Raw genomic sequence first — 20,865 nt, forward strand, 5'->3', positions numbered from 1 at the left:
GGTGGCTTGCATGACACCTTCGGATGCGCCACGGAGCCGTTGGTCGGACCTGGACCGGCCACCCCTCAACGTCCCCGCCCTGCGCCGCGGACTGCTGCGGGAGGGCTCGCTGTGGACCGCCCTCGACGTGGTCGGGTCCACCGGCTCCACCAACACCGACCTGGCCGCCCGCGCGGCCGGACTTACCGAGGGCACGGTCCTCGTCGCCGAGGAGCAGACCGCCGGACGCGGGCGCCTGGAGCGCAGCTGGACCGCCCCGGCCCGCTCCGGCCTGTTCTTCTCCGTGTACCTGACCCCCAAGGGCGTACCGGCCGAGCGATGGGGCTGGCTGCCGCTGCTCACCGGCGTCGCCGCCGCCACCGGGCTGGCCCGCGCCGCGGGCGTGGACATGGCGCTGAAGTGGCCCAACGACCTCCTCGTCACTGTGGCGGGCGAGGAGCGCAAGACCGGCGGCATCCTCGCCGAGCGCGCCGGTGACGGCGTCGTCATCGGCATCGGCCTCAACGTCTCGCTGCGCGCCGACGAACTGCCCGCCCCCACCGCCGCGTCCCTCGCCCTGGCCGGCGCGGTCTCCACCGACCGCGAGACGCTGCTGCGCGGCGTCCTGCGCTCCCTGGAGCACTGGTACGGGCGCTGGCGCGACGCGAACGGCGACCCGCGCGCGAGCGGGGTGCAGGAGGCGTACGCGGCGGGCTGCGCGACCCTCGGCAAGGCGGTACGGGCCCAGCTCCCCGGCGACCGGGTGCTCACCGGCGAGGCGGTGGCCGTGGACGGCGACGGACGGCTGGTCCTGGCCACCGGGGACGGGCTGCGCGAGCCGGTCTCGGCGGGCGACATCGTGCACCTGCGGGGCATCGGAGGCGGCCTGACCTGAGCGGGGGTTACGAAGGTGATCACGTGATCACCTTCGTAGCCGTCCGCCCGTGCGGACGTGAGGTAGGGCACAGCTGCCGTATCGTTGAGGTGATCCACCGACGGACAGATCGGCAGGGCAGTGCGCAGGGAACGGGCAGGAGGCGGCTGGTGACCGTCGACGACACGACCTCCGGCGATGGTGCGCAGCATTCGTCGGACCCCTCGGTGCACACCACTCCGCACCACGAAGTCGACCACACGGCCGAACCGACCGACGATCCCCTGGCGATCCGGCTGGAACAGCTGATCCTGGGCGCCGACCGGCGGTACACGCCCTTCCAGGCGGCCCGCACGGCCGGCGTCTCGATGGACCTGGCCTCCCGCTTCTGGCGGGCCATGGGCTTCGCGGACATCGGGCAGGCCAAGGCGCTCACCGAGGCGGACGTGCTGGCCCTGCGGCGGCTCTCCGGCCTGGTCGAGGCGGGGCTGCTCAGCGAGCCGATGGCGATCCAGGTGGCCCGCTCGACCGGGCAGACCACCGCCCGGCTGGCCGAATGGCAGATCGATTCCTTCCTGGAGGGCCTGACCGAGCCCCCCGAGCCCGGCATGACCCGCACCGAGGTCACCTACCCGCTGGTCGAACTGCTCCTGCCCGAGCTGGAGGAGTTCCTGGTGTACGTGTGGCGGCGCCAGCTCGCCGCGGCCACCGGCCGGGTCGTGCAGGCGGCGGACGACGAGGAGATGGTCGACCGGCGCCTGGCCGTCGGCTTCGCGGACCTCGTCGGCTTCACCCGGCTCACCCGCCGGCTGGAGGAGGAGGAGCTCGGCGAGCTGGTCGAGTCCTTCGAGACCACCTGCGCCGACCTCGTCGCCGCGCACGGCGGCCGGCTGATCAAGACCCTCGGCGACGAGGTCCTGTTCGCCGCCGACGACGCGGGCACCGCGGCCGAGATCGCGCTGCGGCTCATCGAGGCGATGACCGCCGACGAGACCATGCCCGCGCTGCGGGTCGGCATCGCCTTCGGCACGGTCACCACCCGGATGGGCGACGTCTTCGGCACCACGGTGAACCTCGCCAGCCGGCTGACCTCCATAGCCCCGAAGGACGCGGTCCTGGTCGACGGCGCGTTCGCCGAGGAGCTGACGCGTACCGGGGACGCCCCGGTCTCGGAGGCGCGGGCGGCCGAGGAGGCCGCGGCGGCGGCCGAGCGCGCCGCGAAGGAGGGCCCGGACGCGGAACCGACCCCGGTGCCGAAGTACCGCTACGGGCTCCAGCCGATGTGGCAGCGCCCGGTGCGCGGCCTCGGCGTGGTCGAACCCTGGCTCCTGGCCCGCCGCGGCACGTCCTGACCCGTCCCGGCCGTTTCCCGATCCGTCCCGGACCCCGTCCCCGACCCGTCCCGGACCCCGTCCCCGACCCGTTTCGGACACCCTTTCGGGGCTGAGCCCTAGGATTCCTGCGGTAACGCTCGTTAACCGACAGGGGTGCAGCATGACCGTCACGTCCGAGCAGCGGTACGGGGAGTTCGTCGTCGTGCGGGTCCACGAGGGCCTGGAGCACGTCGCCGAGCTGGTTCTCGACCGGCCGAAGGCCATGAACGCGGTGTCCACGGACATGGCCCGCTCGATCGCCGCCGCCTGCGACGCGCTCGCCGCCGACCGGGACGTGCGGGTGACCGTGCTGACCTCCAGCCATGAGCGGGCCTTCTGCGTGGGCGCCGACCTCAAGGAGCGCAACTCCTTCACCGACGCCGACCTGGTACGCCAGCGGCCCACCGCGCGCGCCGCCTACACCGGGGTGCTGGAGCTGCCGATGCCGACGATCGCCGCGGTGCACGGCTTCGCGCTCGGCGGCGGCTTCGAGCTGGCGCTGTCCTGCGATCTGATCGTCGCCGACGCGACCGCCGTGGTGGGGCTGCCCGAGGTCTCCGTCGGCGTCATTCCGGGCGGCGGCGGTACCCAGCTGCTGCCCCGCCGGGTCGGTGCCGCGCGCGCCGCCGAGCTGATCTTCGCCGCCCGCCGGGTGGAGGCCGCCGAGGCGCGGGAGCTGGGCCTGGTGGACGAGCTGGTGGCGGCCGGCCAGGACCGGGCCGAGGCGCTCGCCCTGGCCGGCCGGATCGCGGGCAACTCGCCGGTGGGGCTGCGCGCGGCCAAGCGGGCTCTGCGGCTCGGGCACGGGCTCGACCTGCGGGCCGGCCTGGAGGTCGAGGACTCCGCATGGCGGTCGGTGGCCTTCTCCGGGGACCGGGCGGAGGGCGTGGCCGCGTTCAACGAGAAGCGGAAGCCGAACTGGCCCGGGGAGTGACCCCTGGTGCCCGCCAGGCCGGGAAATGATCACGCTCCGGAGTCGTCGGGTGATCACTTCACGCATACCGCCCTAAACTGGCGCAATGGGTGGTGACGACGCGCGGCTGCGGGCCGTGGTTTCGCTGGCGCAGACGATGGCCGCGGCGCACACCCCCCGTGGGTGCTGGCGAGCGGCGGCCCTGGGGGCCTGCGAGGCGCTGGGCGGCAGCTTCGCCGCGCTCTCGGTCTGGGAGCGCGGCCGGGGCAGGCTCAGGGTGCTGGTCAACGCGGGCGAGCGGGCCGACGGCGAGGAGGAGTTCCCCGACGAGGAGGTCTACCCCGTCCACCGGTTCCCGGAGATCACCGAGTTCCTGCACGAGCGGTGGGCCGGGGGCGGCGAGCCGGACGCCTGGGTGGAGACCGCGGCGGGACCGGAGCCCGGCGACGGCGGCGTGCACGGGTACGGCCCCGGCTACTGCCACCAGCGCGTGGCGGCCCTGCGCAGGCGCGGCCGGGGCTGCTGCGTGGTCGCGCCGATCGTGCTGCACGGGCGGGCCTGGGGCGAGCTGTACGTGGCGCGGCCGGTGGGCGCGCCGGTGTTCGACCGGGCGGACGCCGACTTCGCGACGGTGCTGGCCGCCGTGGTGGCCGCCGGGCTCGCCCAGACCGAGCGCCTCGAAGAGGTCCGCAAGCTCGCGTTCACCGATCCGCTGACCGGGCTGGCCAACCGCAGGGCCGTGGACCTGCGGCTGGACGAGGCGCTGGAGCGGCACCGGGCGGACGGCGCGGTGGTCAGCCTGGTGGTGTGCGACCTGAACGGGCTGAAGCGGGTCAACGACACCCACGGTCATGCGGTCGGCGACCGGCTGCTGGAACGATTCGGCTCGGTGCTCTCCCGGTGTGGGGCCATACTGCCCGGCGCGCTGGCGGCCCGGCTCGGCGGCGACGAGTTCTGCCTGCTGGCCGCCGGACCGGAGGCGGACGAGGTGGTCGCTGTCGCCACCGAACTGTGCGAGCGCGCGGCCGGACTCGAACTCGGCAACGGGGTCGCCTGCGGGATGGCGTCCACCGGCGACCCCATCGGCCCCGACGTCTCGGCCCGGCGGCTGTTCCGGCTGGCGGACGCGGCCCAGTACCGGGCGAAGGCGGCGCGCTCCGCCCGCCCGGTGGTGGCGGGGCGCGACGGCGAGGTCATCCGGCTCGCCGACTCGCCGCCGCAGCCCCCGCACGACCGCCGCAGACTGCGCGGCAGCCACCCCGAGGCATGACCTCCGGGCCGGCTTCCGGCGTAAGGGGCCGACCCGCCGACCACTGGTGACATGAAGGGTTTCAGTCCGTACGCTGCTGAATATGGATATGCACACAGTCGTGCTGGGGACGTCCGGCACCACCGCACGGGACGTCGTCGCCGTGGCCCGCGGCAACGCCCGTGTCGAGCTCTCCGGCGACGCGGTGGAGGCCCTGGCCGCCGCCCGCGAGATCGTGGACGCGCTCGCCGCCAAGCCCGAGCCGGTCTACGGCGTCTCCACCGGTTTCGGCGCCCTGGCCACCCGCCACATCAGCCCGGACCTGCGCGCCCGGCTCCAGCGCAACATCGTCCGCTCGCACGCCGCCGGCATGGGCCCGCGCGTCGAGCGCGAGGTCGTGCGGGCGCTGATGTTCCTGCGGCTGAAGACGGTCGCCTCCGGCCACACCGGCGTACGGCCCGAGGTCGCGCAGACCATGGCCGACGTCCTCAACGCCGGGATCACGCCCGTCGTCCACGAGTACGGCTCGCTCGGCTGCTCCGGCGACCTGGCGCCCCTGTCGCACTGTGCGCTGACGCTGATGGGCGAGGGCGACGCGGAGGGCCCGGACGGCACCGTACGCCCCGCCGGGGAACTTCTCGCCGCCCACGGCATCACCCCCGTCGAGCTGCGCGAGAAGGAGGGCCTGGCGCTCCTCAACGGCACCGACGGCATGCTCGGCATGCTGATCATGGCCCTCGCCGACCTGCGGGCGCTCTACACCTCCGCCGACATCACCGCGGCCCTCAGCCTGGAGGCCCTGCTCGGCACCGACCGGGTCCTCGCGCCCGAGCTGCACGCCATCCGCCCGCACCCCGGCCAGGGCGCCAGCGCGGACAACATGCTGCGGGTCCTCGCGGGCTCGGGGCTCACCGGTCACCACCAGGACGACGCCCCGCGCGTCCAGGACGCCTACTCGGTGCGCTGCGCACCGCAGGTCAACGGGGCGGGCCGGGACACCCTCGCGTACGCCGCGACCGTCGCCGACCGCGAGCTGGCCGCCGCCGTGGACAATCCGGTGGTCCTGCGAGGGGGCACCTCCCGCTCGAACGGAGTTGAGAGTGGGGGAGGGCGGGTGGAGTCCAACGGGAACTTCCACGGGGCGCCCGTCGCGTACGTCCTGGACTTCCTGGCCATCGCCGCCGCCGACCTCGGCTCGATCACCGAGCGCCGCACCGACCGGCTGCTCGACAAGAACCGCTCGCACGGACTGCCGCCCTTCCTGGCCGACGACGCGGGCGTGGACTCCGGCCTGATGATCGCCCAGTACACCCAGGCCGCCCTCGTCAGCGAGATGAAGCGGCTCGCCGTTCCGGCCTCCGCCGACTCCATCCCGTCCTCCGCGATGCAGGAGGACCACGTCTCCATGGGCTGGTCGGCCGCGCGCAAGCTGCGCACCGCCGTGGACAACCTCGCCCGGATCGTCGCCGTCGAGCTGTATGCCGCCACCCGCGCCGTCGAGCTGCGCGCCCAGCAGGGCCTCACCCCGGCCCCGGCCACCCGCGCCGCCATCGAGGCGCTGCGCGCGGCGGGCGTGGAGGGCCCCGGACCGGACCGCTTCCTGGCGCCGGACCTGGCCGCCGCCGACGCCTTCGTACGGGCGGGCGGGCTGATCGCCGCCGTGGAGCCGGTCACCGGTCCGCTGGCCTGACCGTCACAGGACGGGGCGCGGGCCCGTCCGGCGCGCGGAGTACGCCACCAGGCCGGCACCCATGCCCAGGAAGGCCGTGCCGCCGAGGAGATACGGCGTGGAGTCCGGGCCCCCGCCCGTCTCGGCGAGCGCGGCGGACCCCGGGACGTCACCGCTCGCCGCGGCACTGCCGGCCGCGCCGGAGGCGGCGCCCGTATCGTCCGAGGCGTTGGCCGAGGGGACGAACCACAGGGCGCACAGCAGCGCCCCGGCGGTGATGGCGGTCAGGAGCGGGCGGCGGGCGATGGCCACGGAATCGGTCCCCCTTGCGTCGACCGGGAATACGGATCGCCGCCGATGCTAGTGAGTACCGGGGGGCGCGCGGAAGGCGTGGAGGGAGCGTTCGGGAAGCCGGCCGGGCGTCCCGCACAATGGGAGGGAGGCCGACGGCTGCGGTGCCGCCGAACGGCGGGCCGGAGCTGCGGGAAAACGGCCCCGCCGCCCCCGGTGGGCCGGAGCGCGGACCGGCGCCGATCCCTGCCGCGGACGCGGGAACCACCGCCCCCGGTACGGCGTCGATGAGTGGTGTTCCCCACACATTCGACGCACGTGGAACGGGAATCCCGTACAAGGGGTTCTTGGAACATTGACGGGGATTCGCCGCTGGGCGGCCTTGTCCGGGGTTTTCGGGGAATTCGGCAACGATGGAGAAGCGTGTGATGAGGGACAGCAAGCGGCGCAAGGGCCTGGTGGCCGCGTCCGCACTGCTCGGCGGCGTACTGGTGCTCTCGGCCTGTAACGACGACGGCGGCAGCGGCGACACGGGCGGTCCCAGTCCCGCGAGCTCGAAGTCCCGGGCGGCCGACGTGGACAAGGCGGCGGCCGAGGAGACCTCCGAGGCACAGATAGCCATCTCGCCCAAGAACGGCGCGACCAACGCGAGCATCAACAACGCCGCCAAGGTCACCGTCACCAAGGGCAAGCTGACGTCCGTCCTCATGACCACCAAGGACGGGAAGAGCGTCAAGGGCACCATGGCCGCCGACGGCACCAGCTGGCAGCCCGACGGCCAGCTGGAGCGCTCGACCACGTACCGGATCAGCGCCACGGCCAAGGACGCCAAGAACCGCGAGGCGCACGAGAACTCCTCCTTCACCACCGTCTCGCCCGCCAACAGCTTCATCGGGAACTTCACCCCCGAGGACGGCTCCACGGTCGGCGTCGGCATGCCGGTCTCGATCAACTTCAACAAGCCGATCACCGACACCAAGGCCGTCCAGAACGGCATCCAGGTGACCTCCAGCAGCGGCCAGGAAGTCGTCGGCCACTGGTTCAACTCCCAGCGCCTCGACCTGCGCCCCCAGGAGTACTGGCAGGCCGGCTCCACGGTCACGCTGAAGCTGTCCCTGGACGGCGTCGAGGGCGCGGACGGCGTCTACGGCGTCCAGCAGAAGACGGTCACCTTCAAGGTCGGCCGCAACCAGGTCTCCACGGTGGACGCCAAGACCCACATGATGACCGTCACCCGCGACGGCAAGACCGTCAAGACGATCCCGATCTCCGCGGGCTCGCCCGAGAACCCCACGTACAACGGCCAGATGGTGATCTCCGAGAAGTACAAGGAGACCCGGATGAACGGCGCCACCGTCGGCTTCACGGACGACGACGGCAAGGGCGAGTACGACATCAAGGACGTGCCGCACGCCATGCGGCTGTCCACGTCGGGCACCTTCATCCACGGCAACTACTGGGGCAAGGGCATCTTCGGCAAGGCCAACACCAGCCACGGCTGCGTGGGCCTCGCCGACGTCAAGGGCGCCGGTGACGCCAACCAGCCCGCCGCCTGGTTCTACAACAACTCCCTGATCGGCGACGTCGTCATCGTCAAGAACTCCCCGGACAAGACGATCCAGCCCTCCAACGGCCTCAACGGCTGGAACATGAGCTGGGCCGAGTGGACGGCGGGCTCCGCCGCCTGACCGGCCGGCGCGCCGCGCCCCCCCCACCCCGTACGCCGAAGGCGGCGGCACCACGACCGGTGCCGCCGCCTTCGGCGTACACGCACGCCCCGCCCACCGCCGCCCCGGCCATGACCTCACGGGTAATCGACGCCCCCGGCGCCCCCCGGCAGCATGGAACCCATCAGCCGAACGGACCGCCGTACGAACCGGAGGGCACACCATGACCGCCTACGCCATCGCGCATCTGTACCCCCAGGGCCGCCCCGACGACGAGGTCATCGACTACATCGACCGCATCCAGCCGACCATGGACCCCTACGGCGGCCGGTTCCTCGTCCACAACAGCCCGGTCGAGGTGATCGAGGGCGAGTGGCCCGGCGCGGTCGTCGTCCTCCGCTTCCCCGGCATGACCGAGGCGCGTGCCTGGTACGCCTCGCCGGCCTACCAGGAGCTGATCCCGCTGCGGACCCGGAACATGGCCGGTGACGTGGTGCTCGTCGAGGGCGTGGCGCCGGACTACGACCCCTCCGCGACGGCCGCCGCGCTGCGGGCGGCGGCGGCCGGGGTCACCCCGGTGGAGTAGCGCGCGGGGGCGCTCACCGCCGTCCGGGGCCTCACAGTCGAGGCCGGGTGACTGTGAGGTTCACCACTTCGGGGGGTTCGCCGGCAGGGCACCAACCCGGCCAATCATGCCCGGATACGGCCTCGCACAAGGCCGTTGGCCGGGTCGGAGGCGTCCACACCCGGGATCACCATGTGGATGGCAGGGGCCGGAGGGCCGACCCACTGGGAGAATCGATACGCCACGACGGTCCTGTACGCCGCAGTCGCGAGACGGTAAGCGCGATGTTCCGGCGACGCCCTCAATGGGGAGGGGGGACCTGGCGCCCCTCGGGACGGGGGCGCCCCGCGTATGAGACGACCCATGGAAGGTCTTGATCAGATGTCGGTCACCCCTGACTCCGCCACCTCCCACACCGCCGAGCACCGCATCATCGAGCCGCTGTACGCCGAGATCCTCCGCCGCAACCAGGGCGAGAAGGAGTTCCACCAGGCGGTCCGGGAGGTCCTGGAGACCCTCGGCCCGGTGCTGGCCCAGCGGCCGGAGTTCGTGGACGCCCGGATCATCGAGCGCATATGCGAGCCGGAGCGCCAGCTCATCTTCCGGGTGCCGTGGGCGGACGACTCGGGCGACATCCACGTCAACCGCGGCTTCCGCGTCGAGTTCTCCAGCTCGCTCGGCCCCTACAAGGGCGGGCTGCGCTTCCACCCCTCGGTCAACCTCGGCATCGTGAAGTTCCTCGGCTTCGAGCAGATCTTCAAGAACGCCCTCACCGGCATGCCCATCGGCGGCGGCAAGGGCGGCGCGGACTTCGACCCGAAGGGCCGCTCGGACGCCGAGATCATGCGGTTCTGCCAGTCCTTCATGACCGAGCTGCACCGCCACCTCGGCGAGTACACCGACGTCCCCGCCGGTGACATCGGGGTCGGCGGCCGCGAGATCGGCTATCTCTTCGGCCAGTACAAGCGGATCACCAACCGCTACGAGTCCGGCGTCCTCACCGGCAAGGGCCTCGGCTGGGGCGGCGCCCTCGTCCGCACCGAGGCGACCGGCTACGGCTGCGTCATGTTCACCGAGGAGATGCTCCGCAGCCGCGGCGAGTCCCTCGACGGCCAGCGCATCGCCGTCTCCGGCTCCGGCAACGTGGCGATCTACGCCATCGAGAAGGCCCAGCAGCTCGGCGCGACCGTCGTCACCGCCTCTGACTCCGGCGGCTACGTCGTCGACGACAAGGGCATCGACCTCGACCTGCTCAAGGAGATCAAGGAGCAGCGCCGCGGCCGCATCTCCGAGTACGCCGAGCGGCGCGGCGCCCACGTGAAGTACGTCGAGGGCGCCGGCGTCTGGAACGTCCCCGTGGATGTGGCGCTGCCCTGCGCCACCCAGAACGAGCTGCACGAGGCCGACGCGCTCACCCTGGTGCGCAACGGCGTCAAGGCCGTCGCCGAGGGCGCCAACATGCCCACCACCCCCGAGGCCGTCCGCGTCTTCCAGGACGCCGGAGTGGCCTTCGCGCCCGGCAAGGCGGCCAACGCGGGCGGCGTGGCCACCAGCGCCCTGGAGATGCAGCAGAACGCCTCGCGCGACTCGTGGACCTTCGCCCACACCGAGCAGCGCCTGGCGGAGATCATGCGCCACATCCACAACTCCTGCTTCACCACCGCGGAGAAGTACGGCAGCCCCGGCAACTACGTCGTCGGCGCCAACATCGCCGGCTTCGAGCTGGTCGCGGACGCGATGCTGGCCCAGGGCCTGATCTGACCCGTCCCACGACGCACCGAACGGCCGGGAGACGCCTCTCCCGGCCGTTCCGCGTTCATGGCGCCACGAGGTCTTGGAACCTCAGCCCTCCGCGCGGGCCACGCCCACCGGGCAGGACACGCCCGTGCCGCCGATGCCGCAGTAGCCGGCCGGGTTCTTGTCCAGGTACTGCTGGTGGCCCGGCTCGGCGGGCCAGAACGTACGCCCCTCGGCCGGCAGGATCTCCGTGGTGATCTCGCCGTGCCCGGCGGCCGTGAGCACCCGCTGGTACGCCTCGCGGGAGGCCGCGGCGGCCGCCGCCTGGCCGGCGGAGTGGGTGTAGAGGGCGGAACGGTACTGCGTACCGACGTCGTTGCCCTGGCGGAAGCCCTGGGTCGGGTCGTGCGACTCCCAGAACAGCTTCAGCAGCTCGCCGTACGAGACGACGGACGGGTCGAAGACGACCCGGACCGCCTCCGTGTGCCCGGTCAGGCCCGAGCAGACCTCCTCGTACGCGGGATTCTCCGTGTAGCCGCCCTGGTAGCCGGCGAGCGTCGTCCAGACGCCGTCCGTCTGCCAGAACTTGCGCTCGGCGCCCCAGAAACAGCCCAGCGCGAAGTCCGCGACCTCCAGCCCCTGCGGGTACGGGCCGAGCAGCGGGTTGCCGAGCACGGTGTGCCGGGACGGCACGGTGAACTCGGGGACGGGACGGCCGCGCAGGGCCTCCTCCCGGGTGGGGAGCTGCGGGGTGCGGCGGTACGAGAACATGCGGGGCTCCTCCTGGGTCGGCGTGCTGTCCGTACAACACGCCGCAGCCCCCGCGGATTCCGGCCCGGCCGGTCAGCGGCCGGGCGCGTCCTCGCCCCGCTCGGCGGCGTCCACGTAGGCGGCGGCGCGCTTGCGGGCCTTGAACCAGAAGTAGAGGCCGAGGCCGATCAGAACCAGCGGTATCAGGCGTGCCACGGTGCATCTGTCCTTGCTGTGGAGTGCGGGACGGGGGAAGGTGCGGGACGAGGGGAGTGCGGGGCGGGGCTCCACCGTCGCACAGACGCCGCCGATCCGGGAGGGCCCCCGGCCGCCGGACACCCCCTAGCGCGGCAGCGTCGCCGGGCTGCCGCCGTTCGCCTCGTAGCCCGCGACCGCCAGCGCCCGGTACACCGTGTACTCGGCGGCCGGGTCCTCGCTCGCCGTCCACGGCAGCGCGCCCACATAGCCGTCGATGTGCACCACCTGGTGCACCGCCTCCGCCCAGCGCTCCATCCGCACCAGGAACAGCACCAGCAGATGGCGCACCTGCGCCAGCATCGGGTCGTCCGGCCGCGCCGCGTGCACCGCGAACATCGCGCCCTCCACGGCCCGTGTCACCACCTGGCTCTCGTAGAAGCCGCGCACCAGATTGACCTCGGGCAGATGCTCGTAGACCGCGAACAGCGGCAGCGCGGCCAGCAGCGAACCCTGCGGGGCGCGGGCCGCGGCGGCCGTCGCGAAGTGGTCCGCGTCCTCGCGCGAACCGTGCCACCGCTCGCTCCAGAAGTGCAGCGCCGCGATGTGCGCGCCCATGTGCGCCGGCGCCCGGTCGATGATCTTCGCCCAGAGCCGGTCGAACTCCTCGGCCCGGTAGCCCAGTCCGCGGGCCACCGCCAGCTCCGTGATGTACGGCACCGGGTCGCCGGGCGACAGCAGGGCCGCCTCGCCGATCACCGTACGGGCCTCCTCCAGGAGAATCCGGAAGTCGTCCGTACCAGCCGTGGACGAGCGCCACGCCTGCTGCACCAGGAACTCCGCGTGCACCGCCGCCGCGCCCGCGTCCTTCGGCGCCTCGGCCCGCCACTTGCGCAGCCACGCCCCGCCGGCGCCCGGCCGCGCCAGCAGCTCCAGCGACGCCGCCCCGGCGAACGCCTGCACCCGCTGCCAGCGCAGCTCGCCCTCCTTCGGCGTCCCGGCCAGCAGCTGGGACGCGGCCCGCCACTCCTGCGTCCCCTGCACGACCTCCAGCACGTCGATCAGGTCCCGGTCCGGGCCCGGCGTCCGCACGTCCAGCTCCTCCTGGCGCGCGAAGCCGTAGTCCTGCGGATCGGCGGCGTCGGGCGAGCCGGGCGCGGCCAGCCGGATGCCGCCCCCGCGCCGGCGCATCACATAGGGGCCGAGGACGGCGGCCAGCAGGCACAGCGCGAGCAGGAACAACAGAATCTCCATACCCCCATTGTCCCCGGACGGCAGGGTGGACCGTCAGCCCCCTCGTGAGGAACTACGCTCGCTCCATGAGCGACCAGCACAGCTTCGAAACCCGTGCGATCCACGCGGGGAACACCGCAGACCCCCTCACCGGCGCGGTTGTTCCGCCCATCTACCAGGTGTCCACGTACAAGCAGGACGGCGTGGGCGGGCTGCGCGGCGGCTACGAGTACAGCCGCAGCGCCAACCCGACCCGTACCGCCCTGGAGGAGAACCTCGCCGCCCTGGAGGGCGGCCGGCGCGGACTCGCCTTCGCCTCCGGCCTCGCCGCCGAGGACTGCCTGCTCCGTACGCTGCTGACCCCCGGCGACCACGTGGTCATCCCGAACGACGCCTACGGCGGCACCTTCCGGCTGTTCTCGAAGGTCGCGGCCCGCTGGGGCGTCGAGTTCTCCGTCGCCGACACCTCCGACGTGGCGGCGGTCCGGGCCGCGATCACCCCGCGCACCAAGGCGGTCTGGGTGGAGACCCCGTCCAACCCGCTGCTCGGCATCACCGACATCGAGGCCGTCGCCCAGGTCGCCCGCACCGCGGGGGTCCGCCTCGTCGTCGACAACACCTTCGCCAGCCCCTACCTCCAGCAGCCCCTGGCCCTCGGCGCCGACGTCGTGGTGCACTCCACCACCAAGTACATGGGTGGCCACTCCGACGTCGTCGGCGGCGCGCTGATCACCGGCGACCAGGACCTGGCCGACGAGCTGGTGTTCCACCAGAACGCCATGGGCGCGGTCGCCGGGCCCTTCGACGCCTGGCTGGTGCTGCGCGGCATCAAAACGCTCGCCGTCCGCATGGACCGCCACAGCGAGAACGCCACCAAGGTCGCCGAGCTGCTGACCCGGCACCCCAAGGTCACCCAGGTCCTCTACCCCGGCCTGCCCGAGCACCGGGGCCACGAGATCGCGGCCAAGCAGATGCGCGCCTTCGGCGGCATGGTGTCCTTCCGCGTCGAGGGCGGCGAGCAGGCGGCCGTCGAGGTCTGCAACCGGGCGAAGCTGTTCACCCTGGGCGAGTCCCTGGGCGGCGTCGAATCGCTCCTGGAGCACCCCGGCCGCATGACGCACGCCTCGGCGGCCGGCTCCCCGCTGGAGGTCCCGGCCGACCTGGTCCGCCTCTCCGTGGGCATCGAGAACGCGGACGACCTGCTCGCCGACCTCACCCAGGCGCTCGGCTGAGCCACCCGGAGGGGCCGGTCCGGGCCGGCCCCTTCACCAGCCCGCCGGCGTCGTCGTCGCGGGCGGCGCCTCCCACGGCCGGGCCACCAGCGCCCACACCGTGAACGCCGCCACCCCGGCGACCAGCAGCAGCAGACCCAGCCGGCGCAGCAGCCTCCGGCGCCGCAGCAGCCGGCCGCCCCGCCGGGCCGCCCGCGCCGCCAGCTCGGCGGGCACCTGCGGACGCGGGCCCTCCAGCATCCGCCGCACCTGTTCCTCGCGGCGCCCGGCGCCGCTCACGGCGCGGCCCCCGGGAGCCGGTCGGCCCCCCGGCGCGGGGCCGGGTTCCGGGTGCCGCACATCGTGGCCACCGAGCGGTTGCAGACGGCGCGCACCCGGTCCCGCCCGAGCCCGAGCAGGGCCGCCGTCTGCTCCTCCGGCACCCCCTCGTACAGCCGCAGCACCAGGACGAGGCGCTCCTGCGGGGTCAGCCGGTCCAGCAGGCCGCCGCGCGGGCGGTGGTGGCGCCACGCCTCACGGGCGAACCGGGCCGCCAGATCCTGCCGGGTGCGGTTGTACGGGTCCTCGCCGCGCAGCCGCTCCCAGTCGGCGAACGTCCGGGCCAGCGAGGCCGTCAGCAGGCGCCGGGCACGCGGATTGGCGCCCGGCCCGTCCGCCGGTTCGGCCGTCAGCAACGTGGCCGTGTGCAGCAGACGGCCGGCCGCGCCCGCGACGAACGCATCGAAGCCGTGGGCGCGGCTCCGCTCCCGGCCCGCCTGGAACTCCCGCACCCGCTCATCCGAACGCGCGCCGGGCTCCCGGTCAACCCCCGGGCGCCCGGCGGCCCTTCAGCCCGCCTGCGTCGTCTGGTGCGCCGCCTGACGGGCGGCCAGCGCGCCGTTGAACCGGGTGAGCAGCGCGCAGAAGGTGTCCCGTTCCTCCTCGCTCCAGCCGTCCGTCACCTGCGACATCAACTCCCGCCGCGAACTGCGGACCTCGTCGAGCCGGGCCTGGCCGCGCGGCGAGAGCTGGAGCACGACCGCCCGGCCGTCCTCCGGATGCGAAGTCCGCTTCACCAGACCGGTGTCCACCAGCGGCGCCACCTGCCGGGTCACCGTCGAGGAGTCGATCCCCATCCCGGCCGCCAGCGCCTTGACGCCCATCGGCCCTTCCAGGTCCAGCCGGTTCAGCAGCAGATACGCCGCCCGGTCCATGGAGTTGCGCACCTGGCCCACCCCGCCGAGCCGGGTCTGCTCGGCGCGGCGGGCGAAGACCGCCACCTGGTGCTGGAGTGTGTCGAGGACGTGCTCGGGACCCGGATTTTCCGGGGCGGCGCCCCGGGAAGGAGACGAGACAGTCGTCATGTCCTGTGGGGGCATGGCCGGGGGCTCTCTTCGTATGTGACGGATGGGTGGGGGACAGAGTACGCGGCCACGGGGCAACGTGTACCAGTGCTGCACAAACCTGCGGACATCGGCGCAGGGCGCCCGGTCGAGCGGCGGCCGGGGCCCCCGGGAGCTGCAAGACTTACGGTATGAACTTCCCGTCGCCCGGCAGCTTTCCCCCGGTGATCCTCGACGACGTACGGGGTGCGCAGAAGATGCTCTCCGGGGTCTCCAGGGTCACGCCGCTGGAGGGCAGCCGTCATCTGTCCGGTCTGGTGGGCGCGCCCGTCCTGTTCAAGTGCGAGAACCTCCAGCGGACGGGCTCGTTCAAACTGCGCGGCGCCTACGTACGCATCTCCGGGCTCACCCCGGTCGAACGCGCCGCGGGCGTCGTCGCCGCGAGCGCCGGGAACCACGCGCAGGGCGTCGCGCTCGCCTCCGCGCTCCTGGGCGTACGCGCCACGGTCTTCATGCCGGTCGGGGCGCCGCTGCCGAAGGTCGCCGCCACCCGCGAGTACGGGGCGCGGGTGCGCCTGCACGGCACCGTCGTGGACGAGACCCTGGCCGCCGCCCAGGAGTACGCGCGCGAGACCGGGGCCGTGTTCATCCACCCCTTCGACCACGCCGACATCATCGCCGGACAGGGCACCGTCGGCCTGGAGATCCTGGACCAGTGCCCCGAGGTCCGCACCATCGTCGTCGGGGTCGGCGGCGGCGGGCTCGCGGCCGGGATCGCCGTCGCGGTCAAGGCGGTCCGGCCCGATGTGCGGATCGTCGGCGTGCAGGCGGCCGGCGCCGCCTGCTACCCGCCCTCGCTGGCGGCCGACCGCCCCGTATCCATCGGCTCCCTCCAGACCATGGCGGACGGCATCAAGGTCGGCCGCCCCGGCGACGTGCCGTTCGGCCTGGTCCGGGACCTGGTGGACGAGGTCCGCACGGTCTCCGAGGACCAGCTCTCCAGCGCCCTGCTGCTCTGCCTGGAGCGGGCCAAGATGGTCGTCGAACCCGCCGGGGCCAGCCCGGTCGCCGCCCTGCTCGCGGACCCGAAGGCGTTCCACGGACCCGTCGTCGCGCTGCTCTCCGGCGGCAATGTGGACCCGCTGCTGATGCAGCGCATCCTCACCCACGGCATGGCGGCGGCCGGCCGCTACCTCAGCCTGCGGCTGCGCCTCACGGACCGGCCCGGCGCGCTCGCCACGCTGCTGGGCGTGCTGTCGGTGGCCGACGCCAACGTCCTGGACGTCGGCCACGCCCGTACCGAACCCCGGCTCGGCCTCACCGAGGCGGAGGTGGAGCTGCACCTGGAGACCAAGGGCCCCGAGCACTGCGAGGACGTGAAGGCGGCGCTGCGGGACGCCGGGTACCGGGTGATGGGCTGAACGCGTGCGGTCGGCTTGTGTGTTTTACCGGGCATCGCACCACCGGGAAACCTAGGATCTGGGGTCTGAGAGGTAGCCAACCGAACGCACTGGGGGAATCCCATATGCCAGGCGCCATCCATGCCGAAGGGCTCGTCAAGACCTTCGGAGACGTGCGAGCCCTGGGCGGCGTCGACCTCGACGTGCCGGAAGGCACCGTCCTCGGACTCCTCGGCCCCAACGGGGCCGGCAAGACGACCGCCGTACGCGTCCTGACGACCCTGCTGCGGCCCGACAGCGGCAGCGCCTCCGTCGCCGGGATCGACGTGCTGAAGCGGCCCAACGAGGTGCGGCGCTCCATCGGGCTGTCCGGCCAGTTCGCCGCCGTCGACGAATACCTCACCGGCCGCGAGAACCTGCGGATGGTCGGCCAGCTCTACCAGATGAGCGGGCGCGCGGCGAAGGCGCGGGCGGGCGAGCTGCTGGACCGGTTCAACCTGGCCGACGCGGCGGACCGGCCCGCCAAGACGTACTCCGGCGGCATGCGGCGCCGCCTCGACCTCGCGGCGGCGCTCGTCGTCTCCCCGCCGGTCATGTTCATGGACGAGCCGACGACCGGCCTCGACCCGCGCAACCGCCAGCAGCTCTGGGAGGTCATCGAGGAACTGGTCGCCGGCGGCACGACGCTGCTGCTGACCACGCAGTACCTGGAGGAGGCGGACCACCTCGCCCACGACATCTGCGTCATCGACCACGGCCGGGTCATCGCCCGGGGCACCTCCGACCAGCTCAAGGCCCGCACCGGCGGCGAGCGCGTCGAGGTCGTCGTGCACCACCCCGACCAGATCGAACCGGCCCGCGCGGTCCTGGCCCGCGTCGGCAAGGGCGAGACCGCCGTCCTCCCGCACATGCGCAAGCTGACGGTCCCGGTCGACGGCGGCGCCAAGCTCCTCGCCGAGGTCATCCGCGACCTGGACGCGCGCGGCGTGGAGATCGACGACATCGGGCTGCGCCGCCCCACCCTCGACGACGTGTTCATCTCCCTCACCGGGCACGCCGCCGAACAGGACAAGAGCGACGACGACAACGGCGACGGCGAGCGCGCCGGTGCCCGGACGGAGGCACAGAAGTGAGCGCCCTCACCGAGACGAGCGCGGCCCCCGCCCGCTCCGGCGGTTCCATCGGCCAGTCCGTACGCGACTCGCTGGTCATCGCCCAGCGCAATCTCATCCGCATGACCCGCATCCCCGAAATGGTCATCTTCGGGCTCATCCAGCCGATCATGTTCGTGGTGCTGTTCACCTACGTGTTCGGCGGCTCGATCAAGGTCGGCGGCACGATCTCGCCGCAGGCGTACCGCGAGTTCCTGATGGCCGGCATCTTCGCCCAGACCGTGACCTTCGCCACGGCCGGCGCCGGGGCGGGCATCGCCGACGACATGCACAAGGGGCTCATCGACCGGTTCCGGTCCCTGCCGATGGCACGCGGCGCCGTCCTCACCGGACGCACCCTCGCCGACCTCGTACAGACCGCGCTCACGCTCGTCGTCCTCGCCGGGGTCGCGCTCATCGTCGGCTGGCGCACCCACGAGAACCTCGCCAAGGTGCTCCTCGGCTTCCTGCTGCTGCTCCTGCTCGGCTACGCGTTCTCCTGGATCGGCGCGCTGATCGGCCTCTCCGTCCGCACCCCGGAGGCGGCCACCTCCGGCGGGCTGATCTGGCTCTTCCCGCTGACGTTCATCTCGAACGCCTTCGTGGACGCCAACCAGATGCCGACGTTCCTGCGCTACATCGCCGAGTGGAACCCGTTCAGCGCCACCGTGCAGGCGTGCCGGGTCCTGTTCGGCAACCTGCCGCCCGGCTTCGTCACCCCGGACGCCTGGCCCATGCAGCACCCGATCATCGCCTCGATCGTGTGGTCCGTGGTCATCCTCGTCGTCTTCCGGACCCTCGCCGTACGCAAGTACCGCTCGGCGGCCTGAGACACGACGGAGCCCCGGCCGCGAAGGCGGCCGGGGCTCCGTCGTGCGTACGGTGCGGGCGGTCAGCCGGTGTACGGCTTCGCCGACAGGATCTTCACCGTGGCGGTCTTGCCGTTCGGCAGCTCGTACTCGGCGCTCTCGCCCATCTTCTTGCCGTTCACGCCCATGCCGAGCGGCGACTGCGGCGAGTAGGTCTCGATGTCGCCGCTGGCGTACTCGCGCGAGGCCAGGAGGAAGGTCGTCGTGTCGTCGTCATCGCCGTCGAAGGCGATCGTCACAACCATGCCGGGCTCGACCACGCCGTCGTCGGCCGGCGCCTCGCCGACCTTCGCGTGCTCCAGGAGCTGGGTCAGCTGGCGCACCCGGAGCTCCATCTTGCCCTGCTCCTCCTTGGCCGCGTGGTACCCGCCGTTCTCGCGCAGGTCCCCCTCCTCACGGGCCGCCGCGATCTTGACGGCGATCTCCGTGCGCGCGGGACCAGACAGGTACTCCAGCTCGGCCTTGAGCTGGTTGTACGCCTCCTGCGTGAGCCAGGTGACGTTTTCGCTGGTCTGAGTCACAGGGTGCTCCTCGTCGGTACTGGGAATACAAAGCAACGCCCTACCCGCAAGCATGCGCGCTCACGGGTGGGCGAAACCACGAGCCTAACAATTCACCGGGAAAAGGGGGAGAAGGTTAAAGTCACGACCGAAGAAAACGCAGGTCAGAGCCTGTCAACTGAGGTTACGACGGGCGCGCTGCGGTCAACGCGACGCCCCGCCGTCCTCCGAGCAGCCCAGCAGCTCGACCGCGGTCGCCCGGGACGTCGTGCGCAGGGTCAGGATCTCGTCGACGCGGGAGGAGTCCCCGTCGAAGCGGAAGTCCTTGCGGGCCACGTCCGCACCGTCCTCGCGCTGCGCGCGCAGCGAGCAGTAGCCCTTGGTGCCGGCGTCCTTGCGGACCTCCAGATGGATCTCGACCTTCTCGTCCGAGACCACCTTGAACTTGATCACCTCGGCGCTCAGGCCCTTACCGGCCACATAGCCGTAGCCGATCCAGCCGATCACGCCCAGCAGCACGGCGCCCAGCACCGCACCGATGACCTTGAGCCTGCGGTCCGCGCGCTGGTCCGCGGAGCGGCCGTAGCGGTTCTCGGGAAGCGCCTCGCGCACCGCCGTCATGATCGTTCCTCCCGTGCCGGGGATCGAGGAATTTTCCACCCCCCGATTCGGTCACTATAGAAGTTGCACAACGCGACCAGTGACTGAGGATCGAGTCTTGACTGAGCAGCTTCGACTGATGGCCGTACACGCTCACCCCGACGACGAGTCGAGCAAGGGCGCGGCCACCATGGCCAAGTATGTGTCCGAGGGGGTGGACGTGCTGGTCGTGACCTGCACGGGAGGCGAGCGCGGCTCCATCCTCAACCCGAAACTCCAGGGCGACGCCTACATCGAGGAGAACATCCACGAGGTGCGCCGCAAGGAGATGGACGAAGCCCGCGAGATCCTGGGCGTCGCGCAGGAGTGGCTCGGCTTCGTCGACTCCGGCCTGCCCGAGGGCGACCCGCTGCCGCCGCTGCCCGAGGGGTGCTTCGCCCTGGAGGACGAGACCGTCGCGGCCGGCCGCCTCGTCGCCAAGATCCGCGCCTTCCGGCCGCAGGTCATCACCACGTACGACGAGAACGGGGGCTACCCGCACCCCGACCACATCATGACCCACACCATCTCGATGATCGCCTTCGAGGGCGCGGCGGACACCGAGAAGTTCCCCGAGGCGGAGTTCGGGCCCGCCTGGACGCCGCAGAAGCTCTACTACAACCAGGGCTTCAACCGGCCGCGCACGGTCGCGCTGCACGAGGCGCTGCTCGCCCGCGGCATGGAGTCCCCCTACGGGGAGTGGCTGGAGCGCTGGAAGGAGTTCGGCCGCGCCGAGCGCACGCTGACCACGCACATCCCGTGCGCGGAGTTCTTCGAGATCCGCGACAAGGCGCTGATCGCACACGCCACGCAGATCGACCCGGACGGCGGCTGGTTCCGCGTCCCGATGGACATCCAGCGGGAGGTCTGGCCCACCGAGGAGTACGAACTGGCGAAGTCTCTCGTCGATACCTCCCTCCCCGAGAGCGACCTCTTCGCGGGCATCCGCGACAATGCCTGATATGTACGCGACTCAGGCACTGACGAACCTCGTCCCGCTCGCCGAGGAACTCGACAAGAACAAGGTGACCCCCGGGGTCCTCGGCTTCATCGTCTTCGCGGTCCTCGCCGTGGGCGTGTGGCTGCTCATGAAGTCGATGAACCGGCACATGGGGCGGGTCGACTTCGAGGAGGCGCCGCAGGAGCCGGCGCCGGCCGAGCCGGCCGCGCCGGTGTCCGCGAAGCAGAAGTAGCCCGGAGAGGCGCACGGGGGCGGGGCGCTTCGGCGCGCCCCGCCCGCAGGGCCGTCCCGGCAAC

General features: G+C 72.5%; 23 protein-coding genes. 14 read left to right on the plus strand and 9 right to left on the minus strand.

What is annotated here, in order from left to right:
- Positions 1–10 precede the first annotated feature (10 nt).
- The 5 genes from OG710_RS19315 (at position 11) to hutH (ending at position 6,078) form a co-directional block, all read left to right on the plus strand.
- Complete coding sequence (locus tag OG710_RS19315; protein WP_330240434.1) at positions 11–874, plus strand: biotin--[acetyl-CoA-carboxylase] ligase; 864 nt, start codon at positions 11–13, stop codon at positions 872–874.
- 149 nt (positions 875–1,023) lie between these two features.
- The gene (locus tag OG710_RS19320; protein WP_330240435.1) at positions 1,024–2,205 is read left to right on the plus strand and encodes an adenylate/guanylate cyclase domain-containing protein; all 1,182 of its coding nucleotides are present in this window, start codon (positions 1,024–1,026) and stop codon (positions 2,203–2,205) included.
- Between the two features lie 142 nt (positions 2,206–2,347).
- On the plus strand, positions 2,348–3,160 hold the full coding sequence (locus OG710_RS19325) for an enoyl-CoA hydratase/isomerase family protein (RefSeq protein WP_330240436.1): 813 nt from the start codon (positions 2,348–2,350) through the stop codon (positions 3,158–3,160).
- 85 nt (positions 3,161–3,245) lie between these two features.
- Positions 3,246–4,409 carry a GGDEF domain-containing protein gene (locus OG710_RS19330; RefSeq protein ID WP_330240437.1) on the plus strand — a complete coding sequence of 388 codons (1,164 nt, stop codon included), beginning with the start codon at positions 3,246–3,248 and terminating at the stop codon, positions 4,407–4,409.
- Between the two features lie 82 nt (positions 4,410–4,491).
- Entirely contained in the window at positions 4,492–6,078 is a 1,587-nt protein-coding gene (gene hutH / locus OG710_RS19335) for a histidine ammonia-lyase (RefSeq protein ID WP_330240438.1), read from the plus strand.
- A gap of 3 nt (positions 6,079–6,081) precedes the next feature.
- Here the strand turns inward: hutH and OG710_RS19340 are convergent, their stop codons facing one another.
- Complete coding sequence (locus OG710_RS19340) at positions 6,082–6,369, minus strand: hypothetical protein (RefSeq protein ID WP_330240439.1); 288 nt, start codon at positions 6,367–6,369, stop codon at positions 6,082–6,084.
- 392 nt (positions 6,370–6,761) lie between these two features.
- On the opposite strand from OG710_RS19340, the gene OG710_RS19345 reads away from it, so the two are divergent.
- The 3 genes from OG710_RS19345 to gdhA all read left to right on the plus strand — a co-directional run bounded on the left by OG710_RS19345 (position 6,762) and on the right by gdhA (position 10,341).
- Positions 6,762–8,036, plus strand: coding sequence for a L,D-transpeptidase (locus tag OG710_RS19345; protein ID WP_330240440.1), 1,275 nt, complete (start codon positions 6,762–6,764; stop codon positions 8,034–8,036).
- A gap of 202 nt (positions 8,037–8,238) precedes the next feature.
- Positions 8,239–8,601, plus strand: a complete 363-nt coding sequence (locus OG710_RS19350) for a DUF1330 domain-containing protein (protein ID WP_330240441.1) — start codon at positions 8,239–8,241, stop codon at positions 8,599–8,601.
- Between the two features lie 360 nt (positions 8,602–8,961).
- On the plus strand, positions 8,962–10,341 hold the full coding sequence (gdhA, locus tag OG710_RS19355) for an NADP-specific glutamate dehydrogenase (protein ID WP_111337846.1): 1,380 nt from the start codon (positions 8,962–8,964) through the stop codon (positions 10,339–10,341).
- 81 nt (positions 10,342–10,422) lie between these two features.
- On the opposite strand, the gene msrA is transcribed toward gdhA, so the two are convergent.
- The 3 genes from msrA to OG710_RS19370 form a co-directional block, all read right to left on the minus strand.
- The gene (msrA, locus tag OG710_RS19360) at positions 10,423–11,088 is read right to left on the minus strand and encodes a peptide-methionine (S)-S-oxide reductase MsrA (RefSeq protein ID WP_330240442.1); all 666 of its coding nucleotides are present in this window, start codon (positions 11,086–11,088) and stop codon (positions 10,423–10,425) included.
- Between the two features lie 72 nt (positions 11,089–11,160).
- Complete coding sequence (locus tag OG710_RS19365) at positions 11,161–11,283, minus strand: hypothetical protein (RefSeq protein ID WP_330240443.1); 123 nt, start codon at positions 11,281–11,283, stop codon at positions 11,161–11,163.
- Positions 11,284–11,409: 126 nt separating this feature from the next.
- Positions 11,410–12,516: a hypothetical protein gene (locus OG710_RS19370; protein WP_330240444.1), complete on the minus strand. Its 1,107-nt coding sequence runs from the start codon at positions 12,514–12,516 to the stop codon at positions 11,410–11,412.
- A gap of 65 nt (positions 12,517–12,581) precedes the next feature.
- Between OG710_RS19370 and OG710_RS19375 the strand changes: the two genes are divergently transcribed.
- Positions 12,582–13,727 (plus strand): cystathionine gamma-synthase, encoded by a 1,146-nt coding sequence (locus tag OG710_RS19375; RefSeq protein ID WP_330240445.1) that lies wholly within the window; start codon positions 12,582–12,584, stop codon positions 13,725–13,727.
- Positions 13,728–13,760: 33 nt separating this feature from the next.
- Here the strand turns inward: OG710_RS19375 and OG710_RS19380 are convergent, their stop codons facing one another.
- The 3 genes from OG710_RS19380 to OG710_RS19390 are packed head-to-tail and all read right to left on the minus strand — an operon-like array spanning position 13,761 to position 15,085.
- Entirely contained in the window at positions 13,761–14,006 is a 246-nt protein-coding gene (locus OG710_RS19380; RefSeq protein ID WP_111339514.1) for a hypothetical protein, read from the minus strand.
- Positions 14,003–14,497 (minus strand): sigma factor-like helix-turn-helix DNA-binding protein, encoded by a 495-nt coding sequence (locus OG710_RS19385; RefSeq protein ID WP_330240446.1) that lies wholly within the window; start codon positions 14,495–14,497, stop codon positions 14,003–14,005. Before OG710_RS19385 ends, OG710_RS19380 begins: the two co-directional genes overlap by 4 nt.
- Before the next feature lie 57 nt (positions 14,498–14,554).
- Positions 14,555–15,085: a MarR family winged helix-turn-helix transcriptional regulator gene (locus tag OG710_RS19390; protein ID WP_330240447.1), complete on the minus strand. Its 531-nt coding sequence runs from the start codon at positions 15,083–15,085 to the stop codon at positions 14,555–14,557.
- A 155-nt stretch (positions 15,086–15,240) separates the two neighbouring features.
- Here OG710_RS19390 and ilvA point away from each other — a divergent pair, with 155 nt between their 5' ends.
- From ilvA to OG710_RS19405, 3 genes are all read left to right on the plus strand, one after another.
- On the plus strand, positions 15,241–16,470 hold the full coding sequence (ilvA, locus tag OG710_RS19395; RefSeq protein WP_111337852.1) for a threonine ammonia-lyase: 1,230 nt from the start codon (positions 15,241–15,243) through the stop codon (positions 16,468–16,470).
- A 104-nt stretch (positions 16,471–16,574) separates the two neighbouring features.
- Positions 16,575–17,582: an ATP-binding cassette domain-containing protein gene (locus OG710_RS19400; protein ID WP_330240448.1), complete on the plus strand. Its 1,008-nt coding sequence runs from the start codon at positions 16,575–16,577 to the stop codon at positions 17,580–17,582.
- Positions 17,579–18,430, plus strand: coding sequence for an ABC transporter permease (locus OG710_RS19405; RefSeq protein WP_330240449.1), 852 nt, complete (start codon positions 17,579–17,581; stop codon positions 18,428–18,430). Before OG710_RS19400 ends, OG710_RS19405 begins: the two co-directional genes overlap by 4 nt.
- A 62-nt stretch (positions 18,431–18,492) precedes the next feature.
- On the opposite strand, the gene greA is transcribed toward OG710_RS19405, so the two are convergent.
- Together greA and OG710_RS19415 are read right to left on the minus strand one after the other, a co-directional pair.
- Entirely contained in the window at positions 18,493–18,990 is a 498-nt protein-coding gene (greA, locus tag OG710_RS19410; protein WP_330240450.1) for a transcription elongation factor GreA, read from the minus strand.
- 183 nt (positions 18,991–19,173) lie between these two features.
- Entirely contained in the window at positions 19,174–19,590 is a 417-nt protein-coding gene (locus OG710_RS19415) for a DUF4307 domain-containing protein (protein ID WP_330240451.1), read from the minus strand.
- Between the two features lie 97 nt (positions 19,591–19,687).
- Between OG710_RS19415 and mca the strand changes: the two genes are divergently transcribed.
- Together mca and OG710_RS19425 are read left to right on the plus strand one after the other, a co-directional pair.
- On the plus strand, positions 19,688–20,569 hold the full coding sequence (gene mca, locus OG710_RS19420; RefSeq protein WP_330240452.1) for a mycothiol conjugate amidase Mca: 882 nt from the start codon (positions 19,688–19,690) through the stop codon (positions 20,567–20,569).
- Position 20,570: 1 nt separating this feature from the next.
- Complete coding sequence (locus tag OG710_RS19425) at positions 20,571–20,801, plus strand: hypothetical protein (protein ID WP_111337869.1); 231 nt, start codon at positions 20,571–20,573, stop codon at positions 20,799–20,801.
- Positions 20,802–20,865 lie beyond the last annotated feature (64 nt).

The organism is Streptomyces sp. NBC_00525, assembly GCF_036346595.1.
Lineage (GTDB): Bacteria > Actinomycetota > Actinomycetes > Streptomycetales > Streptomycetaceae > Streptomyces.

Coding starts and splice junctions, on each gene's coding strand:
- gdhA (WP_111337846.1), top strand. CDS start 8,962: ATGTCGGTCACCCCTGACTCCGCCACCTCCCACACCGCCGAGCACCGC.
- OG710_RS19390 (WP_330240447.1), bottom strand. CDS start 15,085: ATGCCCCCACAGGACATGACGACTGTCTCGTCTCCTTCCCGGGGCGCC.
- OG710_RS19345 (WP_330240440.1), top strand. CDS start 6,762: ATGGAGAAGCGTGTGATGAGGGACAGCAAGCGGCGCAAGGGCCTGGTG.
- OG710_RS19330 (WP_330240437.1), top strand. CDS start 3,246: ATGGGTGGTGACGACGCGCGGCTGCGGGCCGTGGTTTCGCTGGCGCAG.
- msrA (WP_330240442.1), bottom strand. CDS start 11,088: ATGTTCTCGTACCGCCGCACCCCGCAGCTCCCCACCCGGGAGGAGGCC.
- ilvA (WP_111337852.1), top strand. CDS start 15,241: ATGAACTTCCCGTCGCCCGGCAGCTTTCCCCCGGTGATCCTCGACGAC.
- hutH (WP_330240438.1), top strand. CDS start 4,492: ATGGATATGCACACAGTCGTGCTGGGGACGTCCGGCACCACCGCACGG.
- OG710_RS19400 (WP_330240448.1), top strand. CDS start 16,575: ATGCCAGGCGCCATCCATGCCGAAGGGCTCGTCAAGACCTTCGGAGAC.
- OG710_RS19350 (WP_330240441.1), top strand. CDS start 8,239: ATGACCGCCTACGCCATCGCGCATCTGTACCCCCAGGGCCGCCCCGAC.
- OG710_RS19415 (WP_330240451.1), bottom strand. CDS start 19,590: ATGACGGCGGTGCGCGAGGCGCTTCCCGAGAACCGCTACGGCCGCTCC.
- OG710_RS19425 (WP_111337869.1), top strand. CDS start 20,571: ATGTACGCGACTCAGGCACTGACGAACCTCGTCCCGCTCGCCGAGGAA.
- OG710_RS19325 (WP_330240436.1), top strand. CDS start 2,348: ATGACCGTCACGTCCGAGCAGCGGTACGGGGAGTTCGTCGTCGTGCGG.
- OG710_RS19370 (WP_330240444.1), bottom strand. CDS start 12,516: ATGGAGATTCTGTTGTTCCTGCTCGCGCTGTGCCTGCTGGCCGCCGTC.
- OG710_RS19315 (WP_330240434.1), top strand. CDS start 11: ATGACACCTTCGGATGCGCCACGGAGCCGTTGGTCGGACCTGGACCGG.
- OG710_RS19375 (WP_330240445.1), top strand. CDS start 12,582: ATGAGCGACCAGCACAGCTTCGAAACCCGTGCGATCCACGCGGGGAAC.